General features: G+C 52.0%; 16 protein-coding genes. 10 read left to right on the plus strand and 6 right to left on the minus strand.

What is annotated here, in order from left to right; translation table 11 throughout:
• Nucleotides 1-161: 161 nt before the first annotated feature.
• Together mltA and tcdA are read left to right on the plus strand one after the other, a co-directional pair.
• Nucleotides 162-1,259, plus strand: coding sequence for a murein transglycosylase A (gene mltA / locus HV261_RS07400; RefSeq protein ID WP_202037870.1), 1,098 nt, complete (start codon nt 162-164; stop codon nt 1,257-1,259).
• 108 nt (nt 1,260-1,367) lie between these two features.
• Nucleotides 1,368-2,174 (plus strand): tRNA cyclic N6-threonylcarbamoyladenosine(37) synthase TcdA, encoded by an 807-nt coding sequence (tcdA, locus tag HV261_RS07405; RefSeq protein WP_202037871.1) that lies wholly within the window; start codon nt 1,368-1,370, stop codon nt 2,172-2,174.
• A 67-nt stretch (nt 2,175-2,241) separates the two neighbouring features.
• On the opposite strand, the gene csdE is transcribed toward tcdA, so the two are convergent.
• The gene (gene csdE, locus HV261_RS07410) at nt 2,242-2,685 is read right to left on the minus strand and encodes a cysteine desulfurase sulfur acceptor subunit CsdE (protein WP_202037872.1); all 444 of its coding nucleotides are present in this window, start codon (nt 2,683-2,685) and stop codon (nt 2,242-2,244) included.
• Nucleotides 2,685-3,890 carry a cysteine desulfurase CsdA gene (csdA, locus tag HV261_RS07415; protein WP_202037873.1) on the minus strand — a complete coding sequence of 402 codons (1,206 nt, stop codon included), beginning with the start codon at nt 3,888-3,890 and terminating at the stop codon, nt 2,685-2,687. The genes csdE and csdA overlap by 1 nt, the downstream gene beginning before the upstream one ends.
• A 192-nt stretch (nt 3,891-4,082) precedes the next feature.
• On the opposite strand from csdA, the gene HV261_RS07420 reads away from it, so the two are divergent.
• The 4 genes from HV261_RS07420 (at nt 4,083) to rlmM (ending at nt 7,097) form a co-directional block, all read left to right on the plus strand.
• On the plus strand, nt 4,083-4,310 hold the full coding sequence (locus tag HV261_RS07420) for a YgdI/YgdR family lipoprotein (protein ID WP_202037874.1): 228 nt from the start codon (nt 4,083-4,085) through the stop codon (nt 4,308-4,310).
• Nucleotides 4,311-4,672: 362 nt separating this feature from the next.
• The gene (gene gcvA, locus HV261_RS07425; RefSeq protein ID WP_005130970.1) at nt 4,673-5,590 is read left to right on the plus strand and encodes a glycine cleavage system transcriptional regulator GcvA; all 918 of its coding nucleotides are present in this window, start codon (nt 4,673-4,675) and stop codon (nt 5,588-5,590) included.
• A gap of 18 nt (nt 5,591-5,608) precedes the next feature.
• Nucleotides 5,609-6,004, plus strand: coding sequence for a DUF423 domain-containing protein (locus HV261_RS07430; RefSeq protein ID WP_005130969.1), 396 nt, complete (start codon nt 5,609-5,611; stop codon nt 6,002-6,004).
• Nucleotides 5,997-7,097, plus strand: coding sequence for a 23S rRNA (cytidine(2498)-2'-O)-methyltransferase RlmM (gene rlmM, locus HV261_RS07435; RefSeq protein ID WP_048213093.1), 1,101 nt, complete (start codon nt 5,997-5,999; stop codon nt 7,095-7,097). The genes HV261_RS07430 and rlmM overlap by 8 nt, the downstream gene beginning before the upstream one ends.
• Nucleotides 7,098-7,128: 31 nt before the next feature.
• On the opposite strand, the gene fucR is transcribed toward rlmM, so the two are convergent.
• From fucR to fucI, 4 genes are all read right to left on the minus strand, one after another.
• Nucleotides 7,129-7,857: an L-fucose operon activator gene (gene fucR / locus HV261_RS07440; protein ID WP_202037875.1), complete on the minus strand. Its 729-nt coding sequence runs from the start codon at nt 7,855-7,857 to the stop codon at nt 7,129-7,131.
• A 58-nt stretch (nt 7,858-7,915) separates the two neighbouring features.
• The gene (fucU, locus tag HV261_RS07445) at nt 7,916-8,338 is read right to left on the minus strand and encodes an L-fucose mutarotase (RefSeq protein WP_202037876.1); all 423 of its coding nucleotides are present in this window, start codon (nt 8,336-8,338) and stop codon (nt 7,916-7,918) included.
• Nucleotide 8,339: 1 nt separating this feature from the next.
• Nucleotides 8,340-9,758: an L-fuculokinase gene (gene fucK / locus HV261_RS07450; RefSeq protein ID WP_202037877.1), complete on the minus strand. Its 1,419-nt coding sequence runs from the start codon at nt 9,756-9,758 to the stop codon at nt 8,340-8,342.
• A 104-nt stretch (nt 9,759-9,862) separates the two neighbouring features.
• Nucleotides 9,863-11,638, minus strand: a complete 1,776-nt coding sequence (fucI, locus tag HV261_RS07455) for an L-fucose isomerase (protein WP_202037878.1) — start codon at nt 11,636-11,638, stop codon at nt 9,863-9,865.
• A 464-nt stretch (nt 11,639-12,102) separates the two neighbouring features.
• On the opposite strand from fucI, the gene HV261_RS07460 reads away from it, so the two are divergent.
• The 4 genes from HV261_RS07460 to HV261_RS07475 all read left to right on the plus strand — a co-directional run bounded on the left by HV261_RS07460 (nt 12,103) and on the right by HV261_RS07475 (nt 17,248).
• Entirely contained in the window at nt 12,103-13,602 is a 1,500-nt protein-coding gene (locus HV261_RS07460) for a sugar ABC transporter ATP-binding protein (RefSeq protein WP_202037879.1), read from the plus strand.
• 3 nt (nt 13,603-13,605) lie between these two features.
• Nucleotides 13,606-14,589 (plus strand): ABC transporter permease, encoded by a 984-nt coding sequence (locus HV261_RS07465; RefSeq protein ID WP_003034055.1) that lies wholly within the window; start codon nt 13,606-13,608, stop codon nt 14,587-14,589.
• A 73-nt stretch (nt 14,590-14,662) separates the two neighbouring features.
• Nucleotides 14,663-15,613, plus strand: a complete 951-nt coding sequence (locus tag HV261_RS07470) for an ABC transporter substrate-binding protein (protein ID WP_202037880.1) — start codon at nt 14,663-14,665, stop codon at nt 15,611-15,613.
• A 54-nt stretch (nt 15,614-15,667) separates the two neighbouring features.
• Nucleotides 15,668-17,248: an FGGY-family carbohydrate kinase gene (locus HV261_RS07475; protein ID WP_202037881.1), complete on the plus strand. Its 1,581-nt coding sequence runs from the start codon at nt 15,668-15,670 to the stop codon at nt 17,246-17,248.
• Nucleotides 17,249-17,300: the final 52 nt, after the last annotated feature.

Raw genomic sequence — 17,300 nt, forward strand, 5'->3', positions numbered from 1 at the left:
TTTTTTTACGTGGATCACTGTTTTCGGTTGAAAATGAACAAAAACAACGCATTCTGGTTTATTTTTTGCGCAAAATTTGTGTTGGGGTATGTATTCGCATTTCATTAGGTTCGGGGGTTTGTTATCTTCGTCTCGCATTCAGGCAACATAAGACGAGAACAATGAAAGGACGTTGGGCAAAATATCTTCTGGCGGGAGCGGTTGTCGCAATGCTCGCCGCGTGTTCCTCAAAACCCACCGATCGTGGGCAGCAGTATAAAGACGGGAAATTTACCCAGCCTTTCTCACTGGTGAACCAGCCTGATGCGGTTGGCGCGCCAATCAATGCCGGTGATTTCGCCGAGCAGGTTAATCAGATCCGTAGCGCATCGCCTCGTTTATATGGCAATCAGAGCAATGTCTACGATGCTATCCAACAGTGGTTACGGGCGGGCGGTGATACGCGCAGTATGCGCCAGTTTGGTATTGATGCCTGGCAAATGGAAGGGGCGGACAATTACGGTAACGTCCAGTTTACCGGTTACTACACGCCGGTTATTCAGGCGCGCCACACGCGTCAGGGTGAGTTCCAGTATCCTATCTATCGCATGCCGCCAAAACGTGGGCGCTTACCCTCTCGGGCCGAGATCTACGCAGGCGCGCTAAGCGACAATTACATTCTGGCGTACAGCAACTCCCTGATGGACAACTTTATTATGGATGTTCAGGGCAGTGGTTATATCGATTTTGGCGACGGCAGCCCGCTTAACTTCTTTAGCTATGCCGGGAAAAACGGCCACGCCTATCGCAGTATTGGTAAAGTGCTGATCGATCGCGGTGAAGTGAAGAAAGAAGATATGTCGATGCAGGCCATTCGCCATTGGGGTGAAACGCACAGCGAGGCCGAAGTGCGTGAGCTGCTGGAGCAGAACCCATCGTTTGTCTTCTTTAAGCCGCAATCTTTTGCGCCGGTGAAAGGGGCCAGTGCGGTACCGCTGATTGGTCGTGCATCCGTGGCGTCTGACCGCAGTATTATCCCGGCAGGTACGACGTTACTGGCGGAAGTTCCGCTGCTGGACAATAACGGGAAATTCACCGGTCAGTATGAATTACGTCTGATGGTCGCGTTAGATGTCGGTGGGGCGATCAAAGGCCAGCACTTCGACATCTATCAGGGTATTGGTGCAGACGCCGGACACCGTGCCGGGTGGTATAATCACTACGGACGCGTGTGGGTGCTGAAAACAGCGGCCAACGCGGGTAACGTATTTAGCGGTTAATTGCCTGATGACGGCTGCGCTTTATCAGGCCTGCTCAATAATGTAGGCCGGATAAGCGAAGCGCCATCCGGCAGTCATACTGCTCGGTATTAATGAATTTGAGGTTCTATGTCTGTGGTTATCAGTGACGCCTGGCGTCAGCGTTTTGGCGGCACGGCACGCCTGTATGGCGAAAATGCGCTGCAGCTGTTTGCCCAATCGCACGTTTGTGTCGTAGGAATTGGCGGTGTGGGATCGTGGGCGGCGGAAGCGCTGGCGCGTACCGGTATTGGCGCGATTACTCTCATCGATATGGATGATGTGTGCGTCACTAATACTAACCGTCAAATCCATGCCTTGCGTGATAACGTCGGCCTGGCGAAAGCCGAGGTGATGGCCGAACGTATCCGCCAGATTAACCCGGAGTGCCGGGTGACCGTGGTTGATGATTTTGTCACACCGGATAACGTTGCCGACTATATGAGCGCAGGATTCTCGTATGTTATTGATGCAATTGATAGTGTGCGCCCAAAAGCGGCGCTGATCGCATATTGCCGACGTAATAAAGTTCCGCTGGTGACCACCGGCGGTGCGGGGGGACAGATTGATCCCACGCAGATTCAGGTGGTTGATTTGGCAAAAACCATCCAGGACCCACTGGCGGCGAAGCTACGTGAGCGGCTGAAAAGTGATTTTGGGGTGGTGAAAAACAGCAAAGGCAAGTTGGGCGTGGATTGCGTGTTTTCGACGGAGGCGTTAGTTTACCCGCAGGCAGATGGCTCGGTGTGTGCAATGAAGGCCACGGCGGAAGGGCCGAAGCGTATGGATTGTGCATCCGGGTTTGGCGCTGCCACCATGGTGACGGCGACTTTTGGTTTTGTGGCCGTGTCCCACGCGCTGAAGAAGATGATGGCGAAGGCGGCGCGCCAACCCTGATTGTGTCGGATGGCGCTGCGCTATCCGACCTACTGTTCACGCCGTGTTATAGGCCGGATAAGACGCATCAACGTTGCCATCCGGCATCCTGAGCTGCCTCAACGAGCGCATTCAGCCCCTGGCTACGTGACGCGCTCAGTTGTGCGCTTAAGCCCAACTCATCAAATAACGCCATCGGCGAACGCGCCTGTAACTCCGCGGTAGTTTTACCTTCGATAGCAGTGAGTAGTACCGCCAGCAGGCCGCGTACAATTCGGCCTTCACTATCACCGAAGAAGTGAAGTGTGCCATTCTCATGCAGACTGTATCCCAGCCAAACGCGGTTTTCACATCCGGCAATCTCTTTTGCCTGCGCCTTCAAATCATCCGAAAGGGCCGGAAGTTGCTTACCCAGTAGAATAAGTTGACGATATTTATCTTCCCACTGGGTGAGCGGGATAAAAATATTGCGTAACGTCTCTTCGGTTACGGTTGTGCCAAACGGGTGTCCGGCGAGCAGAGGAGTTGTCATTAATCCACCAATATTTCCAGTGCGCGGTCAACGGCAGTGACCAACGTATCGACATCACTTTGGCTATTATAAGGTGCAAATGAGGCGCGCAGCGTCCCGGAGACGCCCAGCTCGGCCAGTAACGGTTGCGCACAGTGCTGTCCGGCGCGCAACGCAATGCCATACTCAGCCAGCAGCGTCACCATATCGCTGTGGTGCACACCTATAAAATCAAAGGCTAACAGACTGGAGTCCTGGCAGCGGAAGGAGCGAAATCCCGGCCGTTTCGCCAGTGCATCTTCTGCCAGCGTTGCCAGACTGCGGCTCCAGTTTTCGGCTTGCACGATATCAATATCCGCAAGCCATTCAAGCGCCGCACTTAATCCAATGACGCCCGCAACGTTCGGCGTACCTGCCTCAAGCTTCCACGGTGCTGCCTGTGTGGTGAAACCGTCAAAGCTGACTTCGCTAATCATTTTACCGCCGCCGAGCCACGGTGACATGGCCTCCAACAGTTCGGGTTTACCATACAATACGCCAATGCCCGTCGGACCATATAATTTGTGGCCAGAAAAGGCATAGAAATCAATATCTAACTGCTGGACGTCAGCGGGGAAATGTACAACTCCCTGAGCGCCATCCACCATCACCACCATGCCTGCTGCATGAGCAAGCGTAATCGCGCGGGCTAAGTCAGGGCAGCCGCCGGTGACGTTCGACATCTGACCGAGAGCCAGAATGCGGCTGCGCGGAGTGATGAGGTCAACCAGACGCTCGACGTCCGGTAGCAAATGGGCATTGAGTGGAAGCTTGACGACTTTAGCCCCCGTTTGCTCCGCCACCATCAGCCAGGGAACCAGGTTGGCATGATGCTCCGCCACGCTGACGATAATCTCGTCGCCCGGTTGTAAGCGCGGACGCGCATAGCTTTGGGCAACCATGTTGATAGCCTCCGTCGTACCGCGGGTCCAGACCACCGTCTTGTCATCGGGAGCATTGATGAGACGTGCGACTTTTTCCCGTGCGGCCTCATAGCGTGCGGTCAGACGCTGGGCTTCAGCAAACTGGCTGCGATGGACGTTCCCGGCGCTCAGGCTATAAAACTGATGGGTCGCCTCAATCACCGACTGCGGCTTCAATGCCGTCGCGGCGCTGTCGAGATAGACGCCTGCATCGTTGAGTGCGGGAAATTGTGCGCGAAACTGCGTGGGGTTAAAAGCGTTCATGGTATTCCTCAGTTCAGTAAACGGATCGTGGCGCAAAAAGGGCGCAGACACAAGGGTTGCGCTAACCATCGGAATCCTCTGGATATCCCGGCGAAGTCTGTGCAGTGTCTTATGCTAAATAGTGTTAGGCGAATGATTTTGCCTGTTATGGAATTCGTTTTATCTGGCATAAATTGCTGTGAGGAGAAGAATATGAAAAAGACTGCCGCCATAATCTCTGCCTGTATGCTGACTTTTGCCCTGAGCGCCTGTTCCGGTCCGAATTACGTGATGCACACCAACGATGGCCGGACAATCGTGTCTGACGGTAAGCCAAAGACCGATAATGAGACAGGAATGATTTCGTATAAAGACGCTAACGGCAACAAACAGCAGATTAACCGTACCGATGTGAAAGAGATGGTAGAACTGGAGAAATAGCCGGTCGTCATTGGCAGACACACGGACAAAAAAAAGCACCGCAATTTGGCGGTGCTACATTAATCACTATGGACAGACAGGGTAAATGTACAGGAAGTGAAAAAGGGTAGCTTGGCTACCATGGTCTGAATCGCAGACCAATTGCAAACACAACAACACAACATCACAACCGTAAGCCAAAAGCCCACCAGAACACGCATTCCGATAAAACTTTTCGTTCCGGCTTCAGGAAGTGCCGCCACTATAGGTATTTGCTGGTAGAACCTCAACGGACAATTTATAATGGCTCAGATTAAAAAAACTAATAGGTTACAGCCTGTTAGATAATTGTTAAATTCATTTAACATCAAAGCCTAAAAGTCATGTCAAAACGATTACCACCCTTAAATGCGTTACGTGTTTTTGATGCTGCCGCACGCCATTTAAGCTTTACGCGCGCAGCAGAAGAACTTTTTGTGACGCAGGCCGCAGTAAGTCACCAAATCAAGTCACTTGAGGATTTTTTGGGGCTGAAGCTGTTCCGTCGGCGCAATCGATCGCTGTTGTTGACGGAAGAAGGTCAAAGCTATTTCCTCGACATCAAAGAGATTTTTTCGCAATTAACCGATGCGACGCGTAAACTTCAGGCACGCAGTGCAAAAGGCGCGCTTACCGTCAGTTTATTGCCCAGTTTTGCCATTCAATGGCTGGTGCCCAGACTCTCTAGCTTTAACTCAGCTTATCCGGGAATCGATGTCAGGATCCAGGCCGTGGACCGTCAGGAAGATAAACTGGCCGACGACGTCGATGTGGCTATTTTCTACGGACGCGGCAACTGGCCTGGCTTACGCGTAGAGAAATTGTACGCAGAATACTTGCTACCCGTTTGCTCTCCTTTGTTGCTGACCGGCGATAAACCGCTGAAGACGCCTGAGGATCTGGCAAAACATACGTTATTGCACGATGCATCACGGCGTGACTGGCAAGCTTATACGCGCCAGCTGGGTCTGAATCATATCAACGTACAGCAGGGACCTATCTTCAGCCATAGCGCCATGGTGCTACAGGCCGCTATCCATGGACAGGGCGTAGCGTTGGCCAATAACGTTATGGCGCAGTCCGAAATTGAAGCCGGACGTCTGGTTTGTCCTTTTAATGATGTTCTGGTCAGCAAAAACGCATTTTATCTTGTTTGTCATGACAGTCAGGCAGAACTGGGTAAAATAGCCGCCTTCCGTCAGTGGATACTGGCGAAAGCGGCCACGGAACAAGAAAAATTCCGCTTTCGTTATGAACAATAATTTACGTAGGGTATTAACATGACCAGCCGTTTTATGCTGATTTTTGCCGCCATCAGTGGCTTTATCTTTGTAGCTCTGGGAGCCTTTGGGGCACATGTTCTGAGTAAAACCCTCGGCGTTGTTGAAATGGGGTGGATTCAGACTGGCCTTGAGTATCAGGCATTTCATACGCTGGCTATTTTTGGTCTGGCCGTCGCCATGCAGCGACGTATTAGCATTTGGTTTTACTGGAGTAGCGTGTTTCTGGCATTAGGGACCGTGCTGTTTAGCGGCAGTCTGTATTGCCTCGCGCTTTCTCATTTACGCCTGTGGGCGTTTGTTACCCCTGTCGGTGGCTTTAGCTTCCTTGTAGGCTGGGCACTGATGTTAGTGGGCGCTATTCGATTGAAACGTAAGGGCGTAAGCCATGAATAAGGTTGTATTGTTGTGTCGCCCGGGTTTTGAAAAAGAGTGCGCCGCAGAAATTACGGATAAAGCAGGGCGTCGCGAAATCTTTGGTTTCGCCCGCGTCAAAGAAAATGCGGGTTATGTCATCTTTGAATGCTATCAGCAGGAAGATGCGGAAAAGCTCGTTAAAGAGTTACCGTTTAGCTCGCTGATTTTTGCCCGCCAAATGTTTGTTGTCGGCGAGCTGTTGCAATATTTGCCGCCGGAAGACCGCATCACACCGATCGTCGGTATGCTGCAGGGCGTGGTGGAGAAAGGCGGCGATTTGCGTGTTGAAGTTGCCGACACCAATGAAAGCAAAGAGCTGGTTAAATTTTGCCGCAAATTTACCGTACCGCTGCGCGCCGCGCTGCGTGAAGCGGGTGTGCTGGCAAAGCATGAAACGCCAAAACGTCCGGTAGTGCACGTCTTCTTTATTGCGCCTGGCTGTTGCTACACCGGCTACTCCTGGCCTGATAATAACTCGCCGTTCTACATGGGCATTCCGCGGCTGAAATTCCCGGCTGATGCGCCGAGCCGTTCAACGCTGAAGCTGGAAGAGGCGCTGCATGTGTTTATTCCTGCCGATGAGTGGGATGAGCGTCTGGCCAATGGAATGTATGCCGTTGATTTAGGAGCATGTCCTGGCGGTTGGACCTACCAACTGGTTAAACGCAATATGTGGGTGTACTCGGTGGATAATGGTCCGATGGCGCAAAGCCTGATGGATACCGGGCAGGTCACCTGGCTGCGCGAAGATGGATTTAAGTATCGCCCGAATCGTAACAACATCTCGTGGATGGTCTGCGATATGGTGGAGAAACCGGCCAAAGTTGCTGCGCTGATGGCGCAATGGCTGGTGAACGGCTGGTGCCGCGAGACGATTTTTAACCTTAAGCTGCCGATGAAAAAGCGCTACGAGGAAGTGTCGCAAAACCTGGCTTATATTCAGGCACAGCTCGATGAGCATGGCGTGAATGCGCAGATTCAGGCGCGTCAGCTTTATCACGACCGTGAAGAAGTCACCGTGCACGTGCGTCGTCTGTGGGCTGCCGTCGGTGGTCGCCGCGACGAACGATAATCGTTATTTGCCGGATGGCGGCGTGAACGCCTCATCCGGCCTGGATTGTTTCAATCATTTCTGTATCTGAAATAATATGCGTCACATGTTCCAGATGCCCAATCTGCGCCTCACCCGAGCGATTAAATTTACTCTTATCAATCAATAATAATGACTGCGCCGCACGCTTAAGCAGGATGGATTTAAAATCGGCGTTGGTAGCATTTGAATCCCAGAGTGTACCGTCGCGGTCGATCCCCTCGCAGGAAAAGATGAACAGGTCGATATCAAGCGGCTTTAGCTGCGAGATGAGCGATGGATTAACGTAGCAACCGTATTTGCGCTCAAGTCGACCACCGGAACTGATCAGCTGAATATTTTCGCGTTTTCCCAATTCGAGGCAAATCGGTTGGCTATTCGTAAATACGTGAATGTTAATGTCTGGCAACAGGCGAGCCAGGTACCAGCAAGTAGAGCTGGCATCCAGCGCGATCACCATACCTTCCTCTATCCACGTTAACGCGTCTCTGGCGATATCTGCTTTGTGGGAATAATGGCTTTTCAGTCTGATATGAAACGGCTCGCCGCAGTCCTGGTTTACCCGATGTATCACTTTGGCGCGCCCGTGATGACGCAGTACCTTACCCTGCGCCTGCAGTTGCGTAAGATCGCGACGGATAGTTTCTTTACTGACATTGAGCAGTGAGGATAAGGTTTCAGTCGTCAGACTTTTATGGTTGCTCAACAGATCCAGGATTGCTTGCAGGCGTGCTGCTTTCATGTTTTCTCACCCCATCATGCGATGAATGCCCGTACCTGCCGGGCATTCAGGTAAGAGATTATGGCGTTACCCCTTTTTTTAACAGGATATTTCCGTACTTTGCCCGCTCCCCTGTAATAACGATTGCGAATACTTTTTGTGCGCGTTCATAAAATGCATAACGGTCAATGCGCGTGATGTCCGGGCAAGGTGTTTGTAATGACAGTGCCTGCCGATATCGAGCTTCTACGTCGGGGTCGAGCGAGTCTCCTTCGACGGCGGCCATCATCACCAGTGGTGGGGCGTAACTGTCCAGTTCAAACAGCGGAATAATCGCCCGCAGCAGGTCGCTGACCTGCAGACCATCGGCCCGGATAACCTGTGGCCCCATACTGTGGGCCGGAAAGTGGGCGTCGGAAAAGATAATCTCATCACCGTGACCCATTTCAGCCAGCACCTTTAACAGAGCTGGGGAAATTAAGGGGGAAATCGTTTTGAGCATGTTACTCGACTCCTGTGAATACGGGTTCTGTTTGTGGATAGAAGTAACGATATTGATAATCCACCTGCGCACGAGCCTGCTCCGGAGAGGCAAATTCGCCGATACCGGACCAGGCAAACATCGCTGCACCGGCAACCGTCGTTTCGGCATCATCCAGCACTTTGATGGGAATACCCAAAACGTTCGCTTTTATCTGATTCCATAGAGCATTACGACTTCCTCCACCAACCAGAAGTAGCTCTGTCGCGTTGAAATGACCGATGGTTTCCAGTGTGTGTAGATTGTGCTGCAACTGGGCCGTCAATCCTTCCAGCGCAGCGCGGTAGAAGTGTCCGCGGGTACTGTTGAGCGTGACGCCCTGCCAGCCGGCACGCGGACTGGCAAGCAGGTCGCAGTGCATGGTTATCCCTTCAGCGCCCGCCGGGACGGCCTGCGCTTCATCAATGAGCGTTTGCCAGGGGGTGTCGGGTGTCCACAGCAACTTACGTACCCACTCAAGCACGCCGGATGCCAGCCACTGCATACCGGGGTTATAGAGTCCCGGCCGGCTGTCCAGTTCACAGGTAGACCCCACATAGTCGCTGAGTAAGGCAGTATTCACCTGGGCGCTGCGTACCATCAGTATTTCCCATGTACCGGAGGAGAGCACGGGTTCATCTGGCTGCGCGCCTGCGCCAAAGAGCGCAAACTGCGTGTCGTGGCCGGCAGAGATAACCGGAATGCCCGCGGTGAGCCCAAGTTGCTTTGCCGCGTCATTTTTCAACGTTCCGATCTGCTCTCCCGCTTCAACTAAACGTGGAAACAGTCGGCGTGGTATCCCGGTAGCCTGCAAAATATCAACACTGAAATCGCGCTGATGAATATCCAGCATCTGACTGGTACCGGCCATGGTGATATCTGTGGTGAACTCACCGGTGAGGCGATGGTTGAGCAGTGATGAAATAAATAACCAGGCGTGTGCCTGTTCCAGCAATTGCGGGTGATTCTCTTTAAGCCATACCAGCTTGTACAGCGTGTTGAAACTGAACGCGCCAACGCCGGATATATCCTGTAATTTCTGAGGGGATATCCGTTGGCTGATAGAAGCCATGACGGCGGCGGTACGTGGACATTTCCAACTGATAACCGGATAAAGCAGTTTGCCATACGCATCAACCAGCGCGCCATCAACGCCAAATGTGGTGACCGTTATCCCTCGAATGTTACAGGCGGTCAGTTCCGTGGTGAGTTGTTGGCAGCAATCGGCAAAGCGCTGCACAATGGCGTCGAGGGACCACTGATGCCAGCCAGCGTTCTCGACGGCGGTATCACTGGCGTTCGGGGTTGAGGCGCGGGCGACAATTTTTCCCTGGCGGTTAACCGCAATGGCTCGCACGTTGGTCGCGCCGCAGTCGAGAACCAGGATGACGTCATTCTTCATAATCACTCCCGAGACGGTGCCGGATGGCGGCGTAAACGCCTTATCCGGCCTACACGTTGTGCAACCGTAGGCCCGGTAAGCTAGCGCCACCGGGCTGAGTCGCATTAACGTTTATACAGCGGGCCGTAGTTTTGGCAGGCGCGATAATCCTGGCCTTCGCTGTCCATGCCGTGGGCTGCCCATGCGGAAGGGCGATAGATCTTCTCTTCTTCCACGTTGTGCATACACACCGGGATACGCAGCATGGCGGCGAGCGTAATAAAGTCCGCACCAACGTGACCAATCGTCAGCACACCGTGGTTGGCACCCCAGTTAGCCATGACGGAATAGACATCGCTGAACGGACCTTTGCCGGTTAAGCGCGGCGCAAACCAGGTTGTTGGCCAGGTAGAATTGGTGCGAGCATCAAGCTGAGCATGCACCTCCTTCGGTAATTCCACACTCCAGCCTTCCGCAATTTGTAGCACCGGGCCCAGGCCTTTGATGATATTGATGCGGGTCATGGTGAACGGTACGCCACCTTCGGTAAGAAAACGGGAAGAGTAACCGCCGCCGCGGAAATACTCGTGGATCGCCGGACACCATTCGGTCGCCGCCAGGCAATCATCGGCTTCCTGCTGTGAGATCTCCCAATGTGGTTTCATGGTGGGCTGGCCTTCGCTGTCACGCTGTTTGCAGGAACCATCCAGTGCCGCAGAGCCGGAGTTAATCAGGTGAATAATGCCGTGCTCAGCAAGACCGGTCAGCGGTTTACCTGTGACACGTTCTACGGCTTCCGGTGACCAGTAGGTCCGTACATCAGCAAAGACCTGCGCCGTGCCGGTGAGCTGGTGGCCGAACAACATTGCGACACCGTTCAGGCTGTCGTTCTCGGTGGCGACGACATAGGGTTCGCGCACGCCATTCCAGTCAAATGAGCTATTCAGCAACGCTTCGGCGGTGTCGCCGTTTGGATATTGATCCGTCCAGTGGCGCTGGCCCTGGAAACCGGCGGCAATCGCGTTGTACCCCATCGACTCTTCAACCCGGCCTTTCTCTGCCAGTTTCTGGTTACCCTGCATCATGTCGCGGATGCACATTGCCATCAGCAGGCTCTCTTTCAGCACTGCACGGCTCTGTTCTTCAGTTCGCTTATACTGTTGCGCGTTCTGATCCTCGCCATAACGGAAATGTTTATCCGCCCACGCCAGGGCAATTTCCAGCTCCGCTTCGTCGTAGATTTTCTGGTCAATACGACGACGCAATTCGGTCATATCAACAGGTTGAACCTTCATTCCCAGCCAGGATTCAAAGAAGTTATGGTCGACAATAGAGCCTGCAATGCCCATTGAAACGCCGCCGACGGACAGGTAGCTTTTGCCTTTCATGCTGGCAACGGCTAAACCTGCCCGAGTGAAACGCAGCAGTTTTTCTTCAACATCGGCAGGGATAGTGGTATCACCTGCATCCTGCACGTCATGACCGTAAATAGAGAAGGCGGGAAGCCCTTTTTGATTATGTGCAGCCAGGGCTGCAGCCAAATACACGGCACCTGGACGCTCCGTCCCGTTGAAACCCCAGATAGCTTTCGGACGCATGGGGTCCATATCGATAGTTTCGCTGCCGTAGCACCAGCACGGCGTGACGGTAATTGTCACGCCGACGTTCAGGCTACTGAATTTTTCTTCACAGGCGGCAGATTCAGCCAATCCGGCAATACAGGTGTCTGCGACAACGCACTCGATCTGTGCCCCGCAGGCATGACGAAGTTTCTCGGAAATCAATGCGGCAGTGGCTTTGGCCATGTTCATGGTTTGTTCTTCGAGCGACTCGCGTACACCCATACGACGCCCATCAATCACCGGACGAATACCGATTTTCGGTAAACTATTTTTTTTCATTCGAGGTTCCTCATCTCACTTTATGCCGTGCTGCAAAAGCGGATGTTGGACACCACTGTCGCAGATGGCTGAATTACCCATTTTTGCTAACTCGAGTTAGCTTAGGTATTAGAGAGTTTTTTACACAACTTTTTTGTTATGGAACTGTGAGAAACCTCACGAGAAGTGGTTAAAATTCGATCTGCGTCAAATAAACAAATACGGACTTTTCCATTAAATTCTTTTTGAATTAATAAGATAAAATAAATTGTCTGTTCAGTGTCACAGTTTTAAACCAAATGATTTGGCTATTTTTGGCAGCTAAAATAGCTTTAAAAGGCAATCGCTAACTCGAGTTAGCATCGTTGATAAAACGCATATGATCTTGTAGGCACATTCGCATTAACGGTGACGATGGCTTCCTGGCAACGCTGTTTTTCGCCTGATTCACTGATTACAGTTTCTGTATATTGAGGAAAGCAGCAATGTCTGAAACATTTTTACAGATGAGTCATATTACGAAACGCTTTCCCGGCGTATTAGCGTTGAGTAATGTGGATTTTACTTTACGCAAAGGTGAGGTTCATGCGCTGTTGGGGGAGAATGGCGCGGGAAAGTCTACCCTGATGAAAATCTTATCCGGTGTATATCAACCTGATGAAGGGGATATTATTTTTGAGGACCAACCCGTTTCGTTTGCAAGCCCATTGAGCGCACAAAACGTAGGTATCACCATTATTCATCAGGAGTTTAACCTTTTTCCTGAGCTGACGGTCGAAGACAATATTTTTATTGGCAGGGAGTTTTGCAAAAATAATCGCTGGCGTCTGGATGAGAAACAACAGCGACAGGCTGCTATCGATATTTTGCAAAAATTAAACCTGAATATCTCCCCAGACACGCTGGTTGCCGATCTCACTGTTGCTCAGCAACAAATGGTTGAGATTGCGAAAGCGATATCGGTGAATGCCAAGATTCTTATTATGGATGAACCAACGGCGGCGTTGACGGAAACCGAAATTGACAGCTTATTCCGGGTTACACGCTTACTTAAAGAACAGGGAACGGGCATCGTGTATATCTCGCACCGACTGGAGGAGTTGGCGTTGATCGCCGATCGCGCTACCGTCATGCGGGATGGACAGTTTATTGCCACAGTGGATTATGACTCGGTCAAAATCAGCGACCTGATTGCCATGATGGTTGGGCGTGACCTTGGCAATATCTATCCCCGCCGCGAGCCGCACCCCCAGCGTAAACCGGTGCTTGAAGTCAGTGGCCTGACGCGCAAAGGCGTACTGAACAATATCGATTTTACCTTACATCAAGGGGAAATCTTGGGTTTTGCCGGGCTGATGGGGGCCGGGCGTACAGAGCTTGCACGGGCGATCTTTGGTGCCGATCCCATCGACAGCGGAACCATCAAGCTGAACGGTAAAGAGACGGTAATCAAGGATATTCCTGATGCCATCCAGCAGGGTATTAGCTACTTAACCGAGGACAGAAAAAAGGAAGGCCTGGCATTAGGATTGTCCGTTGAACGCAATATTATGCTAGGAAATTACCCCGAGTATTCCAACCGATATGGCAACGTGGATAGCAAGCGCTGTCAGCAAACCAGCGAAGAGCAGGTGAAAGCACTGCGTATTAAGACGCCGCATCTTGAACAGGCTGCGTTGAATTTAAGTGGCGGTAATCAGCAAAAAATTATTATTGCCAGATGGGTATGCAAGGACACCGACATTCTCATCTTTGATGAACCCACTCGCGGTATTGATGTGGGGGCCAAGCTTGAAATTTATGAATTAATGAATCGACTGGTGGCAAAAGGGAAATCAATTATCATGATTTCCTCTGAATTACCGGAAGTGCTGGGTATGTGCGATCGCATTTTAGTTATGCGTAATGGGCGTATTACCGGAGAGTTAGCTTCTGATGACGCCACACAAGAAAAAATCATGCAATATGCGACGTTAGAGGACTAATTTATGACTATCTCTGTAACCTCTTCAGACAGCAATAATAAGAAAATAAAAATTAACAAAGAACTTTTAATGCGCCTGGCACCGCTTTTGAGTCTGATTATTTTAGTAATATTTTTTAGCTTCGGTTCGCCATTTTTCTTTAACACAGAAAACATTATGACAATTGCCCTGCAAACTTCGGTGATTGGCATCATGGCGATTGGCGTTACCTTCGTCATTATCACTTCAGGAATCGACCTTTCTCTCGGTTCGGTAGTGGCCTTTTCTGGTGTTGCGGTGGGTATCAGCGCCACCCTGGGTTTGCCTTTGCCGGTATGTATTCTGGCCGGCGTACTCGCTGGTGGATTATGCGGCTATATCAATGGCTTGCTGGTCACTAAAATGACCATTCCGCCCTTTATTGCCACGCTGGGCCTGATGATGTCCGTCAGAGGCATCAATATGGTGATGACTGACGGCCGGGCAATTTACTTTGCTGATTATCCCACCTTCAAGATGCTGGCGCAGGGACGCTTGTTCGATGTGCTGCCTTATCCCGTTTTTTACCTCGTGGTCGTCGCCCTGATTGCCGCCTATATCCTCAAGAAAACGGTGATTGGCCGTTATGTCTATGCCGTGGGGAGTAATGAGGTTGCTGCGCATCTTTCCGGGATTAAAGTCCAGCGCGTGAAAATTTTCGTCTACGCCTTTTGTGGTCTGCTGACCGGGATTGCCGGGGTCATTCTGGCTTCTCGTTTGAACTCGGGCCAGCCGACCGTCGGCGTGGGCTATGAACTGGAAGCCATTGCTGCGGTGGTCATTGGCGGCACGAGCCTGATGGGGGGGATTGGCACTATTGGCGGCACCATTATCGGCGCATTCATTATGAGCGTGTTGAAAAATGGTCTGAACCTGATGGGCGTCTCGCAGTTCTGGCAAATGGTGGCCATGGGCGTCGTCGTTATCGCCGCGGTTTATCTCGACACGTTACGCAAAAAAATTCGTTGATTTACGCACCCGGTAGTCACGGGACAACATAACCCTGACGTTTAGGGTGACTCACTCAGAACGGAGTAAAACAATGAGAACCAGGAATTTTGTCTATGCGTTATCCCTGCTGGCCTGTATGACATCCAGCGCACTGGCTAAAGATATGAACCTTCCTGTGGTCAGTAAAGGTTTCCAGCATGAATTCTGGCAGACCGTAAAAATGGGTACCGAAGCGGCGGCGAAAGAGTTGGGCGATAAGACCAGCTATGTTGGGCCTGCCGATGAAACTCAGATTGCTGAGCAGATTCAGTTGGTTGAAAACGCAATGGCGCAAAAACCTAATGGGTTGCTGTTGGCGGCATTAGACGCCAATGCGCTGGCTCCATTAGTGGAAACAGCGAATTCACGCGGCATCAAGGTGGTGACGTTTGACTCAGGCGTAAATTCTGACATTCCGGTCAGCTTTGTGGCAACGAATAACCGTAAAGCAGGGGCTGAAGCGGCAGATGCTCTCGCTGCACAAGTGGGTAGCAAAGGGAAAGTCGGCATTATTGCGCACGTGGCTGGAACCTCTTCCGCAATCGAACGTTCGGAAGGTTTTGTGGCCAGAATGAAGGAAAAATATCCGGATATCAACGTGCTGCCGGTTCAGTACAGCGATGGTGATCCGCAAAAAGCGATGGATAAAACCATCGATATGATCCAGGCAAACCCCGATATTGCCGGGATCTACGGCACCAATGAAGGCTCAACGCTGGGTGTGGCGAACGCCATTGATAGTCAAAACCTGAAAGGCAAAGTGAAGGTGATTGGTTTTGATAGCACCGAAGCAATCATTGCCTTCCTGAAATCTGGCGTGATCCAGGGCTTTGTTGTACAGGATGCGTACCAGATTGGCTATCAGGGTATTAAGACGCTGAATGCGGCCGTGTCAGGTCAGTCAGTACCGAAAGAAATTGATATTCCGGTGAAATTTGTTAATGCGCAGAACATTGATACACCGGAAATCGACAAGCTGTTGCACCCATTCGGTAAAAAATAAGACCGCGGGGGCGGTTACATTCGCCCCATTCTTAGCCAGCGTCAGGGAGCTACTATGAGCAGTGGATATTTCCTCGGAGTGGATGTCGGTTCTGCCAGTGTCAGGGCGGGTGTTTTTGATGCCAGTGGCAAACGGCTGGCTTTTGCGACATTCCCTATCTCGCAGTTTCGACCTGGCCCTGAGCGGGTAGAGCAGTCATCTGCCGAAATCTGGCAGCAGGTTTGCCATGCCGTGAAGGAGGCTGTGTCGTCAGCCGGGGTTTGCGTTGAGGAGATCCGCTCGCTGGGGTTTGATGCCACCTGTTCGTTAGTGGCTCTGGATGAACAGGGGCAGGGGCTGGCGGTTTCACCTGGGGAACCGTCAGACCACAACATCATCATGTGGATGGATCATCGTGCGGTGCAGGAGACACAGCGGATCAACGCTACACAGGACCCGGCGTTGCGCTATGTCGGTGGTGAAGTCAGTGTCGAAATGGAACTACCCAAAGTGTTGTGGCTAAAAAACCATTTCCCTGCGACCTGGCAGAGTGCACACCGCTTCTACGATCTGGCAGATTTTTTGGTCTGGCAAGCCACCGCTTGTGATGTTGCAGGTCTGTGTACTTTAACCTGTAAATGGAACTATCTGGCACATGAACAACGCTTTTGCCACTCCCTGCTGGATGCGGTTGAATTAACGGATTTGTTGAGCAAAATTCCGTTGCGGGTCCTGCCCCCTGGCGCGGCCGTTGGGACGCTCAGCCCCGATGCGGCACAGGCGCTGGGACTGACGACAGCGGTGGTTGTTGCCAGTGGCATGATTGATGCGCATGCGGGGGGCGTGGCGCTTGCCGGTGTCGAGCCTGCGGGAACATTGGCGCTGATCAGCGGAACATCAAACTGCCATATGTTGTGCAGCGAGCAGGAGATTCATACACCGGGCGTATGGGGCCCGTACTGGTCCGCCATGCTGCCGGGTTACTGGCTGACGGAAGGGGGGCAAAGCGCGGCTGGGGCGCTGGTTGACTGGACGCTTCAGGAGTCAGGTGCCAGCGCTGAGTTGTATCACAAGGCTGAGGCACGGGGTTGTCATCCGATAGTGTTAGTTAATGAGTGGGTGGCTGCATTGGAAGCGCAGGAGTCAGAGCCTGGTCGTTATCTGCATGTACTGGCCGATCATCACGGTAACCGTTCCCCGCGTGCGCGACCTGATGCCCGGGGCAGCGTGTGCGGTTTGACGCTTGAACGAGGCGAGATGCAGGTTGCTCGTCTGTATCTGGCGACATTACAGGCGATTGCCTGCGGCACCCGACACATTATGCAAGTGATGCGCGACAACGGTCATAGCATTTCTCGACTGACGTTGTGTGGCGGTGCAACACATAATCCACTGTGGTTGCGAGAGTATGCCGACGCCACCGGATGCGATATTCATCTTTTGCAGGAAGAAGATGCCGTGACGTTAGGCGCGGCTATCACCGGTGCGGTAGCCTGCGGGATGTGGGCAGATGTTCCCGCCGCCTGCCGGGCGATGGTTTGCCCAGGCGAGGTGATTAAAGCGAATCCTGCACGGCAGGACTTCTATGACCGTAAATACCAGGCATATCTGATGATGTGGGATCAACAGCAGGCGCTTAACCAGGTTATGCAGTAAGACAAAAGTTTAAAATACTTTTATGATTGTGAATTGACGTTTTTGGATGTGA

Origin of the sequence: Citrobacter sp. RHBSTW-00671, assembly GCF_014103415.1 — a bacterium.
GTDB lineage: Bacteria > Pseudomonadota > Gammaproteobacteria > Enterobacterales > Enterobacteriaceae > Citrobacter.